Annotated in this window: 20 protein-coding genes; all 20 read right to left on the reverse strand. The window is 38.4% G+C overall.

Going from position 1 to position 20,490, the window contains the following annotated elements; genetic code table 11:
• Window positions 1-22: 22 nt before the first annotated feature.
• Entirely contained in the window at window positions 23-1,000 is a 978-nt protein-coding gene (locus H4J73_RS13975; RefSeq protein WP_182176938.1) for a flagellar motor protein MotB, read from the reverse strand.
• Entirely contained in the window at window positions 997-1,743 is a 747-nt protein-coding gene (locus H4J73_RS13980; protein ID WP_182176939.1) for a flagellar motor protein, read from the reverse strand. The genes H4J73_RS13975 and H4J73_RS13980 overlap by 4 nt, the downstream gene beginning before the upstream one ends.
• Window positions 1,736-2,896: a chemotaxis response regulator protein-glutamate methylesterase gene (locus tag H4J73_RS13985; protein WP_182176940.1), complete on the reverse strand. Its 1,161-nt coding sequence runs from the start codon at window positions 2,894-2,896 to the stop codon at window positions 1,736-1,738. Before H4J73_RS13985 ends, H4J73_RS13980 begins: the two co-directional genes overlap by 8 nt.
• A 65-nt stretch (window positions 2,897-2,961) precedes the next feature.
• Window positions 2,962-5,052, reverse strand: coding sequence for a chemotaxis protein CheA (locus H4J73_RS13990; RefSeq protein ID WP_182176941.1), 2,091 nt, complete (start codon window positions 5,050-5,052; stop codon window positions 2,962-2,964).
• A gap of 13 nt (window positions 5,053-5,065) precedes the next feature.
• Window positions 5,066-5,809, reverse strand: a complete 744-nt coding sequence (locus H4J73_RS13995; RefSeq protein ID WP_182176942.1) for a protein phosphatase CheZ — start codon at window positions 5,807-5,809, stop codon at window positions 5,066-5,068.
• Between the two features lie 44 nt (window positions 5,810-5,853).
• The gene (gene cheY / locus H4J73_RS14000) at window positions 5,854-6,237 is read right to left on the reverse strand and encodes a chemotaxis response regulator CheY (protein WP_070374617.1); all 384 of its coding nucleotides are present in this window, start codon (window positions 6,235-6,237) and stop codon (window positions 5,854-5,856) included.
• A 50-nt stretch (window positions 6,238-6,287) separates the two neighbouring features.
• On the reverse strand, window positions 6,288-7,010 hold the full coding sequence (locus H4J73_RS14005) for an RNA polymerase sigma factor FliA (RefSeq protein ID WP_404851828.1): 723 nt from the start codon (window positions 7,008-7,010) through the stop codon (window positions 6,288-6,290).
• Window positions 7,011-7,083: 73 nt separating this feature from the next.
• Window positions 7,084-7,926 (reverse strand): MinD/ParA family protein, encoded by an 843-nt coding sequence (locus tag H4J73_RS14010; protein ID WP_182176944.1) that lies wholly within the window; start codon window positions 7,924-7,926, stop codon window positions 7,084-7,086.
• A gap of 289 nt (window positions 7,927-8,215) precedes the next feature.
• The gene (flhF, locus tag H4J73_RS14015) at window positions 8,216-9,790 is read right to left on the reverse strand and encodes a flagellar biosynthesis protein FlhF (RefSeq protein ID WP_182177647.1); all 1,575 of its coding nucleotides are present in this window, start codon (window positions 9,788-9,790) and stop codon (window positions 8,216-8,218) included.
• A gap of 87 nt (window positions 9,791-9,877) precedes the next feature.
• On the reverse strand, window positions 9,878-11,980 hold the full coding sequence (gene flhA, locus H4J73_RS14020; RefSeq protein ID WP_182176945.1) for a flagellar biosynthesis protein FlhA: 2,103 nt from the start codon (window positions 11,978-11,980) through the stop codon (window positions 9,878-9,880).
• 128 nt (window positions 11,981-12,108) lie between these two features.
• The gene (gene flhB, locus H4J73_RS14025) at window positions 12,109-13,239 is read right to left on the reverse strand and encodes a flagellar biosynthesis protein FlhB (protein ID WP_182176946.1); all 1,131 of its coding nucleotides are present in this window, start codon (window positions 13,237-13,239) and stop codon (window positions 12,109-12,111) included.
• A complete protein-coding gene (gene fliR, locus H4J73_RS14030; protein WP_182176947.1) occupies window positions 13,239-14,021 on the reverse strand; it encodes a flagellar biosynthetic protein FliR in 783 nt (260 codons plus the stop codon). Before fliR ends, flhB begins: the two co-directional genes overlap by 1 nt.
• The gene (gene fliQ, locus H4J73_RS14035; RefSeq protein WP_182176948.1) at window positions 14,021-14,290 is read right to left on the reverse strand and encodes a flagellar biosynthesis protein FliQ; all 270 of its coding nucleotides are present in this window, start codon (window positions 14,288-14,290) and stop codon (window positions 14,021-14,023) included. The genes fliR and fliQ overlap by 1 nt, the downstream gene beginning before the upstream one ends.
• Window positions 14,290-14,970: a flagellar type III secretion system pore protein FliP gene (fliP, locus tag H4J73_RS14040; RefSeq protein WP_259366621.1), complete on the reverse strand. Its 681-nt coding sequence runs from the start codon at window positions 14,968-14,970 to the stop codon at window positions 14,290-14,292. Before fliP ends, fliQ begins: the two co-directional genes overlap by 1 nt.
• A 182-nt stretch (window positions 14,971-15,152) precedes the next feature.
• On the reverse strand, window positions 15,153-15,650 hold the full coding sequence (fliO, locus tag H4J73_RS14045) for a flagellar biosynthetic protein FliO (protein WP_182176950.1): 498 nt from the start codon (window positions 15,648-15,650) through the stop codon (window positions 15,153-15,155).
• Window positions 15,651-15,655: 5 nt separating this feature from the next.
• A complete protein-coding gene (gene fliN, locus H4J73_RS14050) occupies window positions 15,656-16,045 on the reverse strand; it encodes a flagellar motor switch protein FliN (RefSeq protein WP_182176951.1) in 390 nt (129 codons plus the stop codon).
• Between the two features lie 51 nt (window positions 16,046-16,096).
• Window positions 16,097-17,167, reverse strand: a complete 1,071-nt coding sequence (gene fliM, locus H4J73_RS14055; protein WP_182176952.1) for a flagellar motor switch protein FliM — start codon at window positions 17,165-17,167, stop codon at window positions 16,097-16,099.
• 30 nt (window positions 17,168-17,197) lie between these two features.
• A complete protein-coding gene (gene fliL, locus H4J73_RS14060) occupies window positions 17,198-17,755 on the reverse strand; it encodes a flagellar basal body-associated protein FliL (protein ID WP_182176953.1) in 558 nt (185 codons plus the stop codon).
• 89 nt (window positions 17,756-17,844) lie between these two features.
• Window positions 17,845-19,848 (reverse strand): flagellar hook-length control protein FliK, encoded by a 2,004-nt coding sequence (locus H4J73_RS14065; protein WP_182176954.1) that lies wholly within the window; start codon window positions 19,846-19,848, stop codon window positions 17,845-17,847.
• A gap of 134 nt (window positions 19,849-19,982) precedes the next feature.
• Window positions 19,983-20,429 carry a flagellar export protein FliJ gene (gene fliJ, locus H4J73_RS14070; protein ID WP_182176955.1) on the reverse strand — a complete coding sequence of 149 codons (447 nt, stop codon included), beginning with the start codon at window positions 20,427-20,429 and terminating at the stop codon, window positions 19,983-19,985.
• Between the last annotated feature and the right edge of the window lie 61 nt (window positions 20,430-20,490).

The raw sequence follows: 20,490 nt of genomic DNA on the forward strand, positions 1-20,490 counted from the left end.
GTATCCTACTTATTTTGTTACGCTAATTGTTGTTCTGCTGAGAAGATGACTTATCATTTTCTCGCGTAGTAATGCGAATACCACCGTTATCTAGTCGTATAATACGAATTTCGTTTTCCTCGTCATTCGCACTATCTATCTGTTTTATTGCTTCAACATCTTGAACACTGATCGTGGGTGTAGCAAGTAAATTTGACTTTTCTAACCCATACTTTGATATAGCTATAACAACGCGTCGATTTTGTGATCGACCTTTGGCAGTTTTATTATCTTCACGTGGATAATATTGTCCATAACCTTCAATTGCCATACGAGCAGGGTCAAGGGTAAGGTCTTCGAGTACTCTTAAAATAGCTGTCGCCCTAGAAACTGACAATTCCCAATTCGATGAAAATATTTCAGTATTTATCGGTTGATTATCAGTATAGCCTCTCACACGAATAAAATTGCTTGATGAACCAATAACATCATAAATAACAGCCAATACCGTAGTCGCATTGTTTGTTGCTGATGATGAACCACTAGGGAAAAGCATGTTGCTGTTTAATTCTATTTCTAACCAATCACCATCAATTTGTAATTGCGCAAAGCCCGACTCTATTAAATCGTATAGTGCTGTATGCAATTCTTTTTCTAGTGAGGTTAAATTAGTGCCAACTTCGCTGTCAGAAACATTTGAAAGCGTAATTTCACCATTAACGAGTTCAGGTCCGGCAACATCTAAAATACCATTACCGTATAAGCGTTTATTCGTTTTTGAAGTATTAACATCAAGGATATCATCGCCATGACCACGGTTCTTAGGTAAGAATACTTTCGCCTGAAAAACTTTGCCTATCGACTCTGTCGCCGTTTCAAAGGGCTCTTCATCAACCATTGCCATTGCATATAAAACGACAAATAGCGCAAAAAGTAATGTCATATAATCAGCATACGAAACAAGCCAACGATCGACATTATCATGTTCGACAAAATGCCGACGCTTCCTTAAGTGGTTCATTGCTCTAACCGAAAGGCTGACAACTTATTTTCAATGGCATGTGGATTTTCAGCTAATGCAATAGAAATAAGACCTTCAGCAATCATTTCTCGGTACATAGTTTGTTGATGGATAATCGCCTTTATTTTATTTGCAACGGGTAGGTAAATCAAATTGGCAAAACCAACACCATAGATTGTGGCAATAAAAGCCGTTGCAATACCTTGGCCTAATAGTGTTGGAACCGTTAGATTGCTCATCGCATGAATTAAACCTAACACCGCACCTAAGATACCAATCGTAGGACTATAACCGCCCATAGACTCAAAAACATGAGCAGAGCGTAAGTTATGTTCCCGATATAAATCTAAATCTAATTCTAATGAAACACGTAAGTTATCAACTTCAATACCATCAACTAATAAGTTAAGTGCTTTGTTTGTGTAGAAGTCTTGTTCTTCCTCTGCAACATTTTCAAGAGATAAATAACCAGATTCTCGCGCTTTTTCAGACCAAGCAACTATGGACTCGATACCTTGATTAATGTCATATTTTGGTGGATAAAATATCCACTTCAACAAAGACAATGCATGAAAAAATTGAGCAGATGATGACTGTAACATTACAGCGCCAAGCGTTCCGCCAAAAACGATAATAAACGCAGGTAATTCAAATAATGCGGCAAGAGAACCACCATCAAGGATAAAGCCTAAATATATAGCAGTAATTGCAACAAAAAGTCCTGCTATTGTTAGTTTATCCATGATCAACTTCCTTGATAATACTTTGGCTGATATCTTCTAATGCTAAGGATAAAACTGAAATACCGGCAACCTTCACAGCTTGTGGCATTCCATAAACAACACATGAAGCTTCGTCTTGAGCCCATATTGTTGCACCTTTGCCTTTTAACATTCGAGCGCCTTCCCTACCATCAGAGCCCATACCTGTTAAAATCACACCAAGTACTGAGCCACTAAAAACTTTGGCTGCTGAACCAAAACTTATATCAACACTTGGCTTAAAGGCTATTTTCTCTGAATTGTCGTCTATAATTTTTAATTTTGCCAATGTAGCCGTACCATCAATAATCATTTGACGGCCACCGGGCGCAAGATAAGCACAACCAGGTTTTAAAATATCCCCGTCCTCTGCTTCCTTTACGTTAATACTGCATAATGTATTTAGTCGGTTGGCAAAAGCGAAAGTAAAAGCAGCAGGCATGTGCTGTATTAAAATAATAGGTAGTGGAAAGTTTTGCGGTAATTGCGTTAATATTTTTTGCAGAGCTATGGGCCCACCTGTCGATGTCCCTATAGCCAGTAATTGGTATTTTTTTCCAGAACTTCTTTTAACGGTCTGGTTGCGAATTTTTTCGCTATGAGTGGGTTCCACTTTTGTTGTACGAAGTGTATTTCTGGGCTGAATCTCAAATTTACTTATGGGTTTATCCACAGAAGAAGACAAGGTTACACGTGAAGGTTGTGCTTTAATTGCCAGTTTTCTTTTTAGCGAACCGTTCATTTTTGCTAACTCAACAACGCGCTGACGAAGCAGACTACCCGCGTCATCTGATGTTTTAGCTATTTCACTGAATTTTTTCGGCAGAAAATCAAGGGCTCCAGCATCAAGAGCTTCTAACGTAGCATTAGCACCTTGATGTGTCAGCGATGAGAACATTAATATTGATGTTGGCGCTTTTGCCATTATCTGTTTCACCGCTTCAATACCATTAAGCAATGGCATTTCTATATCCATTGTGATCACATCTGGTCTTAAAGACACTGCTTTTTCAACAGCATCTATACCATTTACAGCAACATCAATAACGGTAAGGTTCGGATCTTTATTTAAAATATCCGTAACTCGACGTCTAAAAAAACTCGAGTCATCAACAACCAACACCTTATAGGGCATTTATTCTCTCTTTTGTTTTATAAATTTAAAAGCCTTATCAAAACTCAATAAGGTTTTATTATGTGCTAAGAGTGTAATTTTTTATTAACAACAGCTTTTTTTGCATAGAACTTAAGCATATTAGCAACATCTATAATTAACGCTATTCCACCGTCACTGGTGATTGTTGCACCAGCCATACCTGGGGTACCATGTAATAGACGGTCAAGTGGCTTAATAACAACCTCTTCCTGACCAATTAAACTATCAACAACAAAACCTATTTGTTGATTGCCCAATTGAACGATAACCACATGACCTTTTTCTCTAGGCTTATCAACAAAGTCGCGTACTAACCATTTATCTAAATAGAATAATGGAATAGCTTTCTTACGAACGATGATGGTTAATTGCCCGTCAACGACGTTGGTAGTAGTTAAATCAAGATGAAATATTTCATTCACACCAGCAAGTGGTAAAGCGAAAGTCTGCTTTCCAACAATAACCATGAGTGTCGGTAAAATGGCTAGGGTTAGCGGGACTTTAATCTCGAGTACAGTACCTACGCCCATTTCAGAATCTATACTTACTGTACCATTTAATTGGGTGATCTTGGTTTTTACTACGTCCATACCAACACCACGGCCTGAAACTTCAGAGATTTCTGTTTTAGTAGAGAAACCTGGGGCAAAAATCAAACTAAAAGCTTCTTTATCTGTCATTCTAGAAGCAGCATCAGTATCAAGAACACCGCGTTCTATAGCTATTTCTTTTAACTTTTCGGCATTCATGCCGGCACCATCATCTTTGATGGTTAATAATATATGGTCACCTTCTTGAGAGGCAGAAAGAACAACAACACCTTCTCTAGGTTTACCCATAGCTTCACGTTTGTCAGGTAATTCAATACCATGATCAACTGAATTTCGCACTAAATGCACTAAGGGATCAGCCAATGCCTCAACTAAGTTTTTATCTAGATCGGTTTCTTCACCTACTAGCACTAATTTAATATCTTTATCTAAACTTCGTGCTAAATCTCGAACAACACGAGGGAATCGTCCAAAAACTTTTTTGATTGGCTGCATACGGGTTTTCATCACCGCACCCTGCAAATCTGTTGTCACAGCATCAAGATTAGAAACAGCTTTTGTTAAGTCTTCATCATCTTTGGTCAATCCTAAACTTGTTAAGCGATTTCTGACTAATACTAGCTCACCTACCATATTCATGATTTGATCAAGACGTTTTGTATCAACCCTAACCGTTGTTTCACCTTGCATTGCTTTAGCAGGTGCTTTTTCTGGAACAGGTGCTTTTACTACTGGCTTAGCAACAGCCGTAACCGGTGTTGGCTTAGGGGTTTGAATTTGAGCAACAGGTGCTGGCTTGGGGGAACTCGTTGCTGCTGGCCTAGATAATTTTGGCGCTTGGCCTTGACCATGCAATTCGTCTAACAAAGCTTCGAAATCATCGTCGCTTATTTCATCAGACGACGCACTATTTGATGAGGGTGCCTTACCGGTATTGTTAGTCACAAGTTCAGATGAAAATGCACCTTGACCATGCAATTCATCGAGTAGGGATTCAAATTCGTCATCTGAAATATCATTACTGTCAGAAGAAGCTATTGTCGCTTTTTCTGCGGGTGCTGGTGTTGAAGCCGATCCGCTACCATGAAGCTCATCGAGAAGACGCTCAAATTCATCCTCTGACATCTCATCACCCGTGGAAGAAATTTCAGTTTCAACAACAGATTGAACAGGTTCAGGCGCTTGTTCTTTGCCTTCAGGTTGGCTTAGTCGATGCAACTCAGCAAGTAACGTTGCATCAGCTTTATCAAGTTTTTCACCATTTTGAACTTGCACAAACATTTCATTTACAACATCAAGTGCTTGTAAAATAACGTCCATTAGGCTTGCACTAACACTACGCTGGTTTGTACGTAGCAGATCGAAAATATTTTCTGCGCCATGACAAACATCAACTAAGTTATGTAACGCTAAAAAGCCTGCACCACCTTTTACAGTGTGAAAACCTCTGAATATAGCGTTTAATAATTCAGCATTATCAGGGTCGTTTTCAAGTTCTACAAGTTGTTCCGAAAGTGTTTCAAGTATTTCTCCGGCTTCAATTAAAAAATCCTGAAGAATCTCTTCATCTTGCTCAAATGACATCCAGCAACTCCTATTAAAATCCTAAACTTGATAAAAGGTCATCAACATCATCTTGATCAGCGACAACATCATCACGTTGCGCTGAGTTAACGATAGGGCCTTCAACTAAGTTATCACCTACTTTGGGTTTACTTCGCTCTAAGTCATTTTCTGTTGTAATACCAAAAGCGGTCAGCATACCAATTAAGCTATCTTCTACTTCACGTACTAGATCAATAACTTTACGAATAACTTGTCCGGTTAAATCTTGAAAATCTTGTGCCATTAAAACATCAGTCATTAAATCATGCATGCGAACTGATTCTTTATCTGTCGTTTTTAACAATAAATCTATATCAATACACAAGCTTTTAAATTCAGCTAACCCCAACTTGTTATGCATGAGTTTTTGCCATAACGGATTAACTGCCTTTATCTGCTGTTGTATCGTATCAACAACTGGGAAGATAGATTCTACAGCATCCATGGTTTTATTAGCGGCTTCTTCCGTGCGGGCAATAACGTAGTTTAAACGTTCTTTAGCATCGGGAATATCTGCTGTCGCTAAATCATTCAACCGAGAATCTAATTGAAAATTATTTAATGAATCATGTAATTGACGCGTTAATTTGCCTATTTCAGCAAACAACTCTGAATGAATTGGGTTTTGAATTTCTGCAATTAACTCATCTGCCTTATCTTGTTGGCCACTTTCTAAATATTCGACCAACAGTTTTGCTTCTTCCAAAGAAACATGCACATTAGTATTCACACTCATGCAACAACCTCACCTATAGACTAATTAATGAACGAGCTAAAGAATTAACCTAAACGTTCAAATATTTTATCTAACTTAGCGTTTAGCGTTGCTGCTGTGAATGGCTTAACAATATAACCATTAACACCTGCTTGAGCTGCCATAACAATTTGTTCTTTTTTTGCTTCAGCAGTAATGAGCAAGACAGGAATATGAGATAACTTAGCATCAGCACGAATGGCTTTGAGTAAATCAATTCCTTGCATACCAGGCATATTCCAATCAGTTACAACAAAGTCAAAAGAGCCTTCTTTTAACATGGGTAAAGCAGTGCTACCATCATCTGCTTCTGAAATGTTAGTGAAGCCTAAATCGCGCAACAAATTTTTCACTATACGTCTCATGGTTGAAAAATCATCAACAACAAGAACTTTCATATTTTTATCCAAGGCACCCTCCGGTGAGAACATTTTAAAATTTAATTGTATGTATATTCTACTTAACTTTGCCAGGATTGCATACGTCCTTTTAACCTATGCATCGCTTGGCTATGAATTTGACTAACACGTGACTCACTTACATCAAGCACTTGACCAATTTCACGTAGATTTAATTCTTCATCATAATATAGTGACAGTACTAGAGCTTCGCGTTCGGGTAAAGTGGAAATGCATGCCGAAAGCGATTTTTTAAAAACTATTTTTTCAAAATTATCATAGGGATCGTTATTACTAACATCTTCCATATTCGTTAAAGAATCCTCACCAACACCAAGATCTTCTATACCGATTATTTTACCTGTACTAACTTCACTAAGAATATGATGGTAGTCATTTAACGAAATATCAAGTTTTTCAGCAACTTCAATATCCGTAACATCTCTTCCTAGATCGGCTTCTAGCTTTTTTATCGCTTCGCTGACCATGCGACTATTCTTATGAACTGAACGAGGAGTCCAGTCTCCACGGCGTATTTCATCAAGCATAGCACCACGAATACGAATGCCAGCAAAGGTTTCAAAACTTGCTCCTTTACTGTGATCAAAATTATTTGAAGCTTCAAGCAAACCAATCATACCTGATTGGATAAGATCATCAACCTGCACGCTAGCAGGCAATCTTGCTAATAGGTGATAAGCGATTCGTTTCACTAAAACTGTGTGCTGCGCAATTATTGCAGATTTATCAGTTTGAATACTGTAAGCATTTGGTTTTACCACTATCGCTCACTCGCTAAAATCATGTGAAAATTAAGCACTTTCAAATAAAGTACTCTTATCTTTTTGCTCATTGTTACTAATTTTCTAACAACTGCTCAATAAAAAACTCTAAATGACCAGATGCTTGTTTAGGCATTGGCCACTTAATTAAATTAGCTGCTAAAGATTTAAAAGCAACGGCAGCAGGTGACTGAGGATAAGCTTCAACAATTGCTTTTTGTTTTCTAACAGATTTTCTTATGTTCTCATCAAATGGGATTACCGCAACCAACTCGAGTGCAACGTCTAAAAATCGATCGGTTACTTTTGATAGCTTGCCAAACAGTTGCTGGCCTTCTTTTGGAGTTCGCACCATATTAGCAACAACTTTAAATTTGAATACACCATGGTCACGACTTAATAGTTTCATTAAAGCGTAGCAATCAGTTATAGAAGTAGGTTCATCACAAACCACTAGCATCACATCTTGTGAAGCGCGACAAAAGCTCAGTACCATATCTGAAATACCTGCGGCGGTATCGACAATGAGTACATCAAACTTAGTGTTCATGTCACTAAAGGCACGAATCAAACCCGCATGCTCTGAGGGCGTTAGATCAACCATTGACTGTGTACCCGACGTAGCAGGGATAACATTAATACCCGCAGGGCCTTCAATGATAATATCGTCTAATTCGCATTCACCAGAAAGTACATGTGATAAATTGCGCTTTACTCGTAAACCGAGCATGACATCAACGTTAGCTAAACCTAAATCGGCATCTAAAACTAAAACGCGTTGTCCTAATTGTCCTAGTGCGATAGCGGTATTGAGTGAGACGTTAGTTTTACCTACTCCGCCTTTACCTCCAGAGACTGCGATGACTTTTACTGGTTCGGAACTTTTCATTTTTCTTAAGCCACTTGCTTGATCATTCATTTATCGTATTTCTCTACTTTCTTACGAAAATCCATCAACTAAATTTAGTATAACCCTATAATCACATAACCTGCATATTTTTATAGGATTAAAATTCACATATTATAACAAGTTATGGGAATACAGCGGTATTTACCGTGTTGCACATTTGATTAAATATGCGCTCAACTTTTTTATGAGGACAAATAGATAAGTACCTAGCATAAAAGTTGTCTGTCATTGTTCTACTGAGCAATTGTAATACTTAAGTGTTATTCGTTTTAGGCATTAAAAATGAACCCGTTTCTAATCAACTTGATACCATAGGTGCTGTTCGCCAATTTATTGGTTTATTGACTTGATTTTTCGCTGACATTTTATCTGCTAGCGTAACGAGTTTTTCAGCATTTGCAACTTTAATATCTTCTGGAACTCTTTGTCCATCAGTAAGGTAACCTATTGCTAAGCCATTTTGAATAGAGGTAGAAATAATTTCACCTATGCTAAGACTTTCATCCAGTTTAGTATAAATACAGCCAGCCAGTGGTACTTTTTTAAAGCGATCTACATTCTCTTGCATCACACGCTGCTGTGTATTGGCCGCTAACACTAAGTAATTACGAATCCTTACCCGTGCATTTGAAACTAACGTTGTTAAGTGTTTCGCTAAACGCATGTCACGTTGCCCCATACCTGCGGTATCAATAAGTATCAGTTTCTTTTTAGAATATTGTTGTAACAGGGTATCTAACGTTTTTGCGTCACTAGCAAGTTTTACTTCGCAGCCAATAATGCGCCCATATGTTGCTAATTGCTCAAACCCAGCGATTCTGTAGTTGTCGGTTGAAATCATCGCAACTTGGTCTGCACCATGAATTTGTGCAAATCGGGCCGCTAATTTAGCTACTGTTGTGGTTTTACCCACGCCAGTGGGTCCAACTAAAGAAACGACACCACCACGATGAATAATGTCATTGTTTGTGGTATTTATTTGTTGGCTGATAAACTTTTTAGCTAATTGCCAAGTATCCTGATCATTCTTTTGTGCGGGGATATAACCGGCAATTTGGTCTGAAACTTCTTCATTCATCCCCAATGACATTAGTCGGTTTACCAGCATAGCGCGAGCAGGATCCTTTTGCGCCATGTCCTGCCACATCAAACCAGAAATTTGATGTTCTAATAATTCACGAATAGAAGACATTTCATGTTTCATTTTTTCTAAGTCTTCGTTATTTACATTTTGTGCAGGCGGCAAATTCATTTCTGAAGCGCTAGACAGCTCCTCAATAGCAGGTTGCTGATATTGTCTTGCTGTTTGCTCGTTACCTGGCTCTTGACTACTTTGTTCTAAGCGATCAGTAAAACTTTTAAATTGTTGCTCTATATTGCTTGATGGAACTGGCGTTGTTGATTGCCCAGAGTTGCTTGTATTATTTTGAGTTAACTTTGCCGCTGCTTGTGAGATTTTATCATGCTGAACTTGATTAATACCCTGGCCATTAAGTGCTGGAGCTCGTTGCACTTGACGATTGAGTAATGCCGCTAAGCTATCGGAGGGAATTACACCTTCTTCACCACCTCTATTATTTTGAACAGAAGCATTCGTCATTGGATTATTTTGACTAAGGTTAACAACATCATTGTCAATTGCACGGGCTGAGCTATTACTTGCTTTAGCCTTAGATCTATTTTCAGAGGTATGTATCGCTGGAGCGGTTGGCTTGGTCACATTAATTTCAACGTTGTTATCAACCGCAGCCATTAATTCAACACCTTCAGGTACACGTTTATTTGACATGATCACAGCGTCAGCGCCTAGCTCTTCTTTGATTTGTGTTAGAGCACTTCTCATATCTTTTGCTACAAAACGTTTAATTTTCAAAACTAACCCCTTATCAACTGCAATCGCTGTTAATGACATATTCATTTAACGGCCAATATTCTCTGCTGTTCATTACCGATATCGTAATTATTGACCAATAGCGCTGACTATCTTTATCTGCTTATCGTCAGGAATTTCTTGGTAAGAAATTACGCGTAAGCTAGGGATAGTATATTTAACAAATTTAGCAAGTACTGCTCGTAAAATCCCTGAGGTTAACAATATTGGCGTATCTCCCGCCATTTCTTGTTGTTGAGCCCCTTCAGTTAAAGATTTTTGTAACCGTTCTGCTAAACCTGGTTCAATGCCTGCGCCATCGTCTCCAGCCATCTGCATAGACTGATGCAACATCTGTTCCAATTCTGGCGACAATGTTATGACAGGTACTTCAGTAACCGGACCTACCAACTCTTGTACAATGAATTTACGCAAGGTTATACGTACCGCAGCAGTCAGTATTTCTGGGTCTTGAGACTTAGGCCCATATTCAACAAGCGTCTGAATAATGCTGCGCATGTCGCGAACCGCTACACCTTCATTCATCAAGTTTTGCAAGACTTTTACCAGTGTGCCAAGTGTTAAAACATCAGGGATAAACCCTTCAATTAATTTAGGATAACTTTTACCAAGCATATCAAGCAGGTTTTGTACTTCTTCATGGCCAAGTAGCTGTGAAGCATTGTTTGTGAGGATTTGACTTAAATGGGTCGCAAGAACGGTGGAAGCATCAACCACAGTGTAACCCAATGATTGCGCATGTTCTCGCTGTGCATTTTTAATCCATACAGCCTCTAATCCAAAGGCTGGATCGATAGTAGCCACGCCATCTAATTTTCCAAAAACTTGTCCTGGATTAATCGCTAACTCATGATCATGACGAATTTCAGCTTCACCAATAGTGACACCCATCAATGATATTTGATAAACATTAGGGTCTAAATCGAGATTATCACGAATATGTACAGCTGGAACCAAAAAGCCAAACTCTTGAGAAAGCTTCTTACGTACCCCTTTTATGCGATTAAGTAACTCTCCACCTTGAGATTTATCTACCAGTGGTATCAAGCGATAACCGATTTCCAAACCGATAATGTCAACGTGGTTGACGTCATCCCAACCTAAATCTTTAACTTCGGCTTCTTGTTGTTGAGTTTCAACCTCTGCAGCCTCTGATTTATCAGCTAACTCTTTTTCTTTTGCTACTTTATATTTTCCACTAAAGAAGGCTGTTCCTCCCACCATGAAAGCAAATAATAAAAAGGAAAAATGAGGCATGCCAGGAATAATCCCCATAACAAACATAACCGCAGCAGCAATATACAACGAACGTTCTTGACCTAATTGACTACTGACCTGCTCGCCCATGTCTTGTGAGGTATTTTGTCGTGTAACAACAATGGCCGTACCTACGGATAAAAGTAAACCTGGTATCTGAGCAACCAGACCATCACCTATCGTTAACAGCGTATATATTTCAACGGCACTGTCAAAACTTAAGTCATGTTGGACCATACCGATGACCAGTCCGCCAATAATATTAATCAATAATATTAATATTCCTGCAACCGCATCACCTTTTACAAACTTACTTGCACCATCCATTGAACCATAAAAGTCTGCTTCACTGGTCACTTCAATGCGACGATCTCTTGCTTGGTCCGCAGTAATAAAACCCGCATTTAAATCAGCATCTATTGCCATTTGCTTTCCTGGCATAGCGTCAAGCGTAAAACGAGCTGTGACTTCAGCAATTCGCCCAGCACCTTTGGTTACAACAACAAAGTTAATAATAATCAGGATAACAAAAACGACTAAACCTACGGCATAGTTTCCACCAATAACTACTGAGCCAAAGGCTTCAATAACTTTACCTGCCGCATCAGGGCCTTTATGTCCTTCGAGCAATACAATTCGAGTACTGGCGACATTTAGTGCTAACCGTAAAATGGTCGCTATCAGTAACACCGCAGGAAAGGAGCCAAACTCAAGGGGTTTTAAGGTATAAACAGTGATCAGTAATACCACCAAAGATAAGGCAATATTAAAAGAAAAGAGTATATCGAGTAAAAATGAAGGCATGGGCAAAATAACCATACCCAGTGCCGCCATAATTAATAGTGGCGTACCTAAACCAGAAAATAAGTTTATTTTATTTTTTTTAAATTTGTTAAATGAAGTAATTAACTGCATATTACTCTTATGATATATTTTTGACGCATACTATGAAATAGCAATAAGCAGACCAACAATCGATTAAAAGTGGTTGGATTGGATAATAAACCATCAAAAGATTTTTAAACCATTAATAATTAAGTTAATTAATATTTAAAATCATCGGGAATAGGGAGATTCTTTGCAATAGGTGTTGGTTTTTTAGCCTTACCTTTTTTGTGTTCGTTAAGTTGAAATATAAAAGCTAATACTTGGGCGACCGCAGCAAAAAGTTCTTCTGGAATGTCTTGATTAGCATCCGCACAATAATATAAAGAACGGGCTAATGCCGGAGACACAATAATTTCAACATTATTCTCTTTCGCTATGGTGCGAATGTGCATCGCCATTTCGTCGATACCTTTTGCCACCAACATCGGTGCTCCACCTTGAGCGACATCATATTTCAAGGCAACAGCATAATGCGTAGGGTTCGTGATAACGACATCAGAATCTGGGACTTCTTGCATCATTCTTCGCTGCGACATTTCATACTGAGTGCGACGAATACGCCCTTTTATCTCAGGGCTACCTTCTGAATTTTTCATTTCATCTTTAATTTCTTGCTTAGTCATTTTTAATTGACGGGTGTGGTCCCAGGTTTGGTAAGGCGCATCAATAGCGGCAATAATACCAACCGATAAAGCAAGTGCTAGAAACATCCACTGCAATAAAGTTACCGAATGCTCTAAGCTCAACGGTATAAGTTCTAAACTCAGGCCAAGTATTTCTTCGAATAAGCTACTCAATAATAAATAAGCAACAATAAAAACGACAAAGAATTTCATCAGTGATTTAACTAATTCAACGAGCGCTTTAATACCAAACATACGTTTAAGGCCTGCTAATGGCGACATTTTACTGGCTTTTGGCGCCATAGCTTCGGTAGAAAAACTCATGCCCCCTAGCATGGTATTACCAATAAAAGCGGCAACGACAATGATCGAAAATATCCATAACATCGGGGCAACTAAACTTCCTACTGAGCCTCTAAGCACATTATACAACGCATGAAAGTCCATCACTTCAGCGCGACTCAAACTAAATGAACGCTTCATGATGCCTGCTAAGCTTTCCGTTAACATTCCACCAACAAGCATGATAGCAACAGCACTGCCAACCAAGACAAACATAGTCCCTAAATCTTTAGAACGCGCTATTTGACCTTTTTTTCTGGCGTCAGCAAGTTTTTTTTCTGTAGGTTCTTCTGTTTTTTCACCGCTACCTGCATCAGCCATTAGTTCGCCTTACAATCAATGAGGTAACAACTAAAATCAAGTGCACGTTTCCATTGCAATTCATAATGCGTAAAAAAGTTGCCCATCGTTAACCACATAATAAGTAATCCTGCACACATAGTGACAGGAAAACCTATTGCAAAAATATTTAATTGTGGCGCAGCACGTGTCATTACGCCAAAGGAAAAATTAATTAATAACATTGCGGTTAAAGGGGCTAACGCTAATGATAACGCTGTAGCAAACATCCACTCGCCCCATTCAACCACTTCTTTAAACTTATCGGGAGTAAATTTATATTCCCCTATTGGCAACGTGTCGAAACTCGCCACAATAAAGTGTAAATAAGCTAAGTGCCCATCCATTGCCCAAAACATAAGGGTTGATAAAATTAGGAAAAATTGGCCAACCGCAGGGACATTCATACCACTCACAGGATCAACGAGAGAAGCAAAACCTAAGCCCGTTTGCATCGCAATAATTTGTCCGGCAAGCGTAAAAGTATTAAGGACCATTACCGTTACAAGACCGAGTGCAATACCAATAACCATTTGTTCAAAAATAAGCAAAGTGGTTTGAAAAGAAAGAAGACTATCGACTTGTGTTGGTGGAATGGCTGGCATAATAGCAATCGTTAATGTCATACACAAAAACACTTTAACTTTTCCAGGTATGACTTTGGAACCAAAGCCTATCATTGACATTATAAGCGCAGAAATACGCGAAAAAGGTAAAATAAAGTCAGCGATATATTGCATAACAACTGACTCAGTGAACTCCACTAGTTCACCACACTGGGAATACTTGAAATCAGCCGGATAGTGAAATCCATTAATTTTTGTACTAGCCAATGTCCTCCAAAAATAAGCGCTAAAAGCGTCACAATAAGGCGAGGCAAAAAGCTTAATGTTTGTTCATTTATTGACGTGGCGGCTTGGAATACTGCGACAATTAAACCCACACATAAACCAGGAATGATAATAGCTGAGACCAGTACAATAACTAAAAAAAGTGCATCACTGAGTATGTCAACAAAGACTTCTGGATTCATCAGCCACTCCCCATTCCGTAACTGGTAGCAATGGTACCTATCACTAAATTCCAGCCATCAACCAATACAAACAGCATCAATTTAAAGGGTAATGAGACGATCATTGGCGATAACATCATCATACCCATTGCCATCAAAATACTAGCAACTACTAAATCGATAATCAAAAAAGGAATGAATAACATGAAACCTATTTGAAAGGCCGTTTTTAACTCGCTAATAATAAAAGCGGGGATAATCACCGTCATGGGTAAATCAGTGGGTTGATTAACCGCAACAATTCCTGCCATATTTGCTAACGTTTCCAAGTCTTTAATTCTGGTTTGTTCAAGCATAAAAGCGCGCAAGGGTATTTTGGCACTTTCCATCGCTTGAACAGATGTCATTTTATCGGCTAAATAAGGTTCAATCGCACGTTGATTTATTTCATTATACACAGGCGTCATAATGAACATAGTCATGAACAACGTTAAGCCTATAACCACCTGATTAGAGGGTGTTTGTTGTAACCCTATGGCTTGTCTTAAAATGGCCATGATCACGACAATACGCGTAAAAGAAGTCATCATAATAATCGCAGCAGGAATAAAGCCTAATGCGGTCATAAACATTAATATTTGCAGGGTTACCGTATATTCTTGTGAACCGTCGGGGTTAGTGGTCAGCTTTAATGCCGACATACCTAAGTCATCAGCGGCTAATACCGTTTGGCTCGCAAAAAAAACAACTAACAGTAGAAATAGGAAAATAAAACCTTTAACCGAAAATAAACTGGTGAGTAAATTTTCAATAGCATTTCTTTTTACCCTGCTTTTAGCTGGATATTCTGTTTTTTTAGACACTTTAGTTAACGAAGGAGCTGTCATGAGAATTTTTCACTCTTGGCTTTATCTATAGAGTTACGGCTAAACTGTGATAATTTTTGGCTAAGCTCTATTGGCACAACACTTTTAATTTCAATAGGTTCAGCTAAAGTTTCAAGCAGATTAATTTGCTGGGCGGTAATACCCAATAATAATTGTTTTTTACCCACTTGTACCACAATTAATCGTTCTTTAGTGCCTAAATTTAGGCTCGTCACAACTTTAAGACCATTAACGACGGACCTGCCACCTACTTGAAATTTTTTTAATATCCACGCAACGACAACAATCATTAATAACACCGCAAGTAAAGAAAGTATCATACTGCCAGCATCAAGGTTACCCATAACATGTCGACCTACTTCCACCGTGTCGGGTTTTCTCTGATTCAAATCAGTGCCAGCGTTTTTTTCAGCAACCGTTGGCGCGACTAAAGTTTCTTCAGCACTGTTTTGAAAAGTAATAAAAATTAAGAAAATAAAAAGCAATAAGCGCATAAGCTTTACTTCAACTTTTTAATACGTTCAATTTGGCTAATAACATCCGTTAGTCGAATACCAAACTTATCGTTCACCACAACAACTTCACCATGTGCTATTAACGTACCGTTAACTAAAACATCAAGCGATTCACCAGCGACCCTGTCAAGTTCTACAACGGAGCCTTGATTTAACTGTAATAAATTGCGAATACTGATGTGGCTGCGTCCTACTTCCATAGAAATAGTCACAGGAATATCTAAAATTGCGTCAAGTTTGCGCTTTTCTTCACCCGTGATCGGTGCATCTTCTTCAAGTTCTTCTAATTCAACTGTTTCGGCTTTGGCTGCAGCTTCGGCTTGTTCATCCATCGCCTCGTCCCACATACCTAAATCGTCATCTTTATCACTCATGCCATTGGCCTCAAATTTACTTTATTATCTACTTTTGCTTTAATAAAATTATTAATAATCAAAATCATCTTCTAAAAGGTGTAACTCTGCATCACTATCTAAGCGCTTACCCCCTTTGGTTAATATGGTTAATTCATTTTTTACTGACTCTGGACGTTTAATTTTTTCAGAGATCTTAATCGCAACATTGTCACGACTACGTCCTAATTTAGCTCTAAATGACGGTAAACCTTCAATTAACACCGTAATATGTTCTGGCATCTCAATAGGAATTATATCACCCTTCTCTAAATCCATAATTTTCTGTAAAGAAAGATCTACAGAGATAAATTTAGTGGATAGCTCAACAGGTACATCCATGATTTCATCACGAAGTGCTTTTGACCAACGCATGTCCGTGTCTTCTTTATCACTTTGTACACCCGCATCAAGTAACTCACGAATAGGCTCAAGCATTGAATAAGGTAAAGCAATATGAAAGTCACCACCGCCACCATCAAGTTCAATGTGAAAGGAACTGATCACCACAACTTCGGTTGGACTGACAATATTCGCCATTGACGGATTGACTTCAGAGTCTAGATACTCAAAAGATACGTCCATGACGGGAGACCATGCTTCTTTGTAATCTTCAAAAATCAACTTTAACAGCATTTGAATAATACGTCGTTCGGTTGGCGTAAATTCACGCCCTTCAATTTTCGCGTGGTAACGTCCATCACCACCAAAAAAGTTATCGACAAGAATAAAAACTAATCGCGCTTCCATGGTAATTAATGCGGTACCTTTTAGTGGCCTAAAGCGAACCATATTCAAACTTGTTGGCACAAATAGCGTATGAACATATTCGCCAAATTTGATCATCTGAATACCATTAATAGATACTTCAGCTGTACGGCGCATCATATTAAATAAACTAATACGCATATGACGAGCAAAACGTTCGTTGACCATTTCCAGTGTTGGCATTCGGCCACGCACAATGCGATCTTGTGATGAAAAGTCATAGTCAGAGGTGCTGCCCTCTTCTTTGGCAAAGTCTTCTGATACTTCCTCTTCTTCGACGTCGTCAACACCATGTAATAGCGCATCAATTTCGTCTTGAGATAATAAATCACTCACTGAATAGTCTCTTTAGTTAAATGCATTGTCTTACTGCATTACAAAACCGGTAAATAATACTTTTTCAACCACATTACTACCTTCAACATCTTTCATAATTTTATGAACTTCAACTAAAGATTTTTGTTTTAATGATATTTTTCCTGCACTGGTTGCTAAATCATCAGCATTTGACTGAGAAAAAACCGCCAGCAAGGTACTTTCGATTAAGGGCACATGTTTCTTAGCTACTTCTTCATTGTCAGAGCCTCTTACTAATAACTGCACTCTTATTTCAACGAAGCGATCACGAGAAGCACCCGGTACGTTAAAACGGAACGGTCTTGGCATTGGCACATATAATGCTGAACCTGTACTTGGCGCAACATCTTCTTTTGCTTCGCCTTCAGCACTGTCATCGCCACTGTTGCCATCAAGTTCAGCGTCAAGTTGATCTTGAGAAACAGGATCGTCTCCTCCCATAAAGAAATAAACGCCACCGCCTACACTAGCCAATATCACAACAGCAGCAATGATAATGATCATCTTTTTGCTTTTGCCTTTACTGTCTAATTCTAACTCTTTACCTTCGCCTTTTTCTTCAGCCATCATCGAGCCTTTAATATCTATTTAAATGTTAGGTTTATGTTTAATCAACTATATCGTTGAATCGCCAGCTAGCCAATGAGTTTTCTCATTTAAGCGTAGTAATCTACGCCAGTTGATGAACCTTTAACCAAATTTAGTGTTTGCGTATCACTTAACGCTGATAATTCATTACCAGTAACATCGCCCTCACCACCTTGATCACCACCGCCAAGTTCATCTTCATTTTGTTGTTTGCTTTGTTGCTCGACATTGGCATCGCCAACATCAACACCACTTTCAGCAAGCATCTCTTTTAATCGACCTAAGTTTTGATCAAAAGCTTCTTTTGCCTGCTGGTTTTGCACCGTAAAGTTAACAACAGCCTGCTCATTTTGCATATTAATTTTAACGTTAACATTACCTAGTTCTTGAGGATCAAGACGAATTTCAATTTGTTGAAGTTTCTGGTTCATCATTACCATAACTTTATCTTTCAACGCGCCCGCAAAATCTTTACGGTATACTGATAAAGTTTCATTGTATAATGAAGTCGCTTGCTTTGCATTCGTGACCGATTGAGCCGTAGATTGAACATTTTCACTGCTCAGTTTGGTGATCATCTCTTCAGTAAAAGCTGCTGATTTTGTCGCTTCATTAACTTGAAGAATATCTCTGTTAAGCGCATTTTCAATACTGATATTCATTTGTTTTTTATCAAAAATCTCATTAAATGGTTTTTCTTTAACTGATACTTCATTATTGACCAATTTTTCAGTGTTAGATAAACTTTGTGCCATTTTCTTGTTTTGTTGCTCTGACGACTGCTCTTGAGATTGTTCGCCAGCACTTGAGTTTTGTGCCTCAAGTACTTTGTGGGTTGCTTGATTGATCACTCGACTTTGATTCTGGTTACTTTCTTGAGCTTGTTTTTCGCCAGGAACGCTCACTCCAGCAAAAGCGACTTTATCTGTATTGATATTGTTAGCATCAATTTCACCCACCAAGTTTTCGTTTTTAACCGTTATGGGTAATGCCGTCTCGGCTCCCTCTTTTGTTAACGAGGTATGATTTTTCGCATTACTTTGTGGGGTTTTATCATGCGTTGTCACTTTATCTTGACTACCTAAAAACGCTGTATTGACTTTTTCTAATTCACCTTCAATCGCTGTATTTTCTTCACCAACCGCAAGGGCTTCAAGATCACTTGCTGACATTTGCTGCTTTGTCACATTGTTAACGTCAGTTTGGGTTGACAGCAGGGTTTTAAGATCAGTGAATTTCATTGATGAAACTTGCTCATTTCCTGTTTTCCCCTCGACTACAGCAATGTCTAACTTACTTTCATTTTTAATCACTTTACCCGCATCAACAACGGGTGGGATTTGAGCGTCAGTTTTATTTATCAATGCCGCGTTTTTGCTAGCTACCTGCATTTTTAATTGCTCAGCTACGTTTTTATCGGGGGTAGGTTTTACTGAATTGTCTTCAATTTCACCTGTTTTTATTTTATCATTTCCACCAAGTACTTGCTTTAAAAGCACTTCTAATTCAGTTTTGTCTTGCTGCTTCCCAGCACTTTCTAGGGTTGATAATTTTTCATTAGTTTTTGGCGTAACCGTATTTTCACCATCGGATAATATTTTTTGAGAAGCAGACAAGAACGACATCAGTTGCTCGGTAGTACTTTCTGTATTTTTAGAGGTCGTCGATTCGTTATTAACGTTTACGACTATTGTACTTTTCTGCTCAGGATCTTCTTTTTGAGCATTTTCTAGCTGATCTTTTCTTTCATTGATATCTTGATCATCACTAGGCAACTGTTCTGCTGATTGACTCTTATGAGTTTCAGTGTTGATTTCTTCATCAGATGCCGTACCTAACTCTTTATCTTTCGACGGAACACCTTTATTTACGGGGTTACTTTCTGCATCAACTTTCGCTTTGTTGCCACTTATTTCTTGTTTCTTGCCGCTTTGTTGGTTTTGATAATGTTGATCCACCATTTGCGCAAAATCTTTATTTGGATTTTTTGACGAGCCTGTTACTCTTGACTGAACAGAACTAAAGTCCTTACTTGGCGCTATATCTATGGCTAATGTATTAACTTGCGGCATAGTAAACCTTTTCATTTAAACGGTAAGTTTGAGCTATATTTAAAAGAGTTATAGCATTTTTTATGGCTAATTTTTTCTAACACATAAGTAAGCAAGTATTGTTCCAAAGAATATTGTAATCTTTAGAAATAGCTTTATCTCTGCATTTTTTGTCGCACAAATTGTTGAGTAGCAATTTCATCAAACATTTTTTGTTCTTGTTTATTTGCAATAATGGCCAGTGCTTGTCTTTTTTTATCACGAAGCAATTCCACTGCTTGAATTTTTTGTCGCTGAGCAAACCACTGTTGCTTGCTCTGTTCGACTATTGCCTTGCTTTGCGTGATGGCAATATCTACTTGCTGAGCTGCGTTGTCTAGCTTGGCAATAAAGGCATGAAAATGGCTAAATGTTGCGCTATCGATACCGACCATTGAACGTTCATTTAACCGTTTCATATACTCAAGTCGATACTCGCTAACACTGTTTAACCGTTCAATATTCTGCTGATATTCAAATTCAGCCGTTTGTAGTGCTTGCGCTGCTTTTTTTTCTTTGTCTTGTTCATAACGATGTAAGGTATCCAGTTGCTTTAATGGCATAAGTTACCCCTTTGTAATAGTGAATGGCCAAGTAGCGTTACTACACTTTCTTTAACAACAC

The organism is Colwellia sp. MB3u-41, from assembly GCF_014076845.1.
In the GTDB taxonomy this organism is placed as follows: domain Bacteria; phylum Pseudomonadota; class Gammaproteobacteria; order Enterobacterales; family Alteromonadaceae; genus Colwellia_A.